The sequence below is a fragment of the Hansschlegelia beijingensis genome, assembly GCF_045505405.1.
Classification (GTDB): Bacteria; Pseudomonadota; Alphaproteobacteria; order Rhizobiales; family Methylopilaceae; genus Methylopila; species Methylopila beijingensis_A.
In genome coordinates this window covers 1-944 of the sequence record NZ_JBJKEX010000617.1, presented here as the reverse complement: position 1 = coordinate 944, position 944 = coordinate 1, and the positions used below count along the sequence as shown (strand labels likewise).

Genomic DNA, 944 nt, shown 5'->3' with positions numbered 1-944 from the left:
CGCTGCGCACGCGCGGCGTCGGCGGCGAAGCGATCCTGCGGCTCCTCCTCCAGCGCGACGTCGACGCCCATGGCGAGCTGCCATTCGAGCAGCGCGCGCAGGTCGTCGCGGGAGGGCAGCGGGAGGGCCATGCGCGCATTATAGGCGGCGCGGCCGGCGCTGTCCCCGCGCCGGCGTGGCGCGCCTGAGGAGCCGGTCGCGGCTCGCATGCGAAGCCGCCTAACCGTTAGGCAGCACGCACAGAAAAGAATCAGCCTGAAGCCGAATAAATGATCCATTCGGCGCGCCTGATCCGAACTGTTCTTGAGTTGCCCGGACAAGCTGCGACAAATCGGCTCTCTATTCGCCGGACCCGCAGATGTCCTGAAGTCGTAACCCTTCGATAATCATTCCGGCACAGTTTCCGCACCGCAACACAAGGGGGTGTGCAATGCGGAATGCTGCGCGTGCGGAGCTCGGCGGGAACCAGTCGCTGTCATCGGTGGTGGGAGACTCGGCCGCGGAGCTGAAGAACACCGCCTCGGCCAACATCGCCGCCATCCACGGCATCACCCACCGCATGCACCTGCTCGCGCTCAACGCGCTGATCGAGGCGGCGCATGCGGGCGAGAAGGGCGCGGGCTTCTCGGTCGTCGCCCAGGAGGTCAAGATCGTCGCGGGCGAGATCCGGCGCCTCGCGCAGGGCCTCGGCGTCGACCTCACCGAGCGGGTCGATTCGCTGCGCGAGGCCGTCACGGCGCTGACCGGAGCGGCGCGCAGCGAGCGCCTCGTCGACCTCGCGCTCAACGCCGTCGAGATCATCGACCGCAACCTCTATGAGCGCACGTCGCAGGTGCGCTCATTACCCGGGTGCTCGCCGAGGAGGGCGGGCGCACAAGTCGGGGATCGCTCGGAAAGATGAGCGCCTACGTCGCCTTCCTCAATGCTTTGGCGGCTGAGGGTGC

General features: G+C 67.8%; 1 protein-coding gene and 1 pseudogene. One reads left to right on the top strand and one right to left on the bottom strand.

Annotated features, from left to right (window positions below):
- Positions 1-209: pseudogene (locus ACIKT0_RS19155) on the bottom strand (hypothetical protein); the annotation flags it as partial.
- Between the two features lie 221 nt (positions 210-430).
- Between ACIKT0_RS19155 and ACIKT0_RS19150 the strand changes: the two are divergent.
- The gene (locus tag ACIKT0_RS19150; protein ID WP_407106867.1) at positions 431-901 is read left to right on the top strand and encodes a methyl-accepting chemotaxis protein; all 471 of its coding nucleotides are present in this window, start codon (positions 431-433) and stop codon (positions 899-901) included.
- The last annotated feature ends 43 nt before the right edge of the window (positions 902-944 follow it).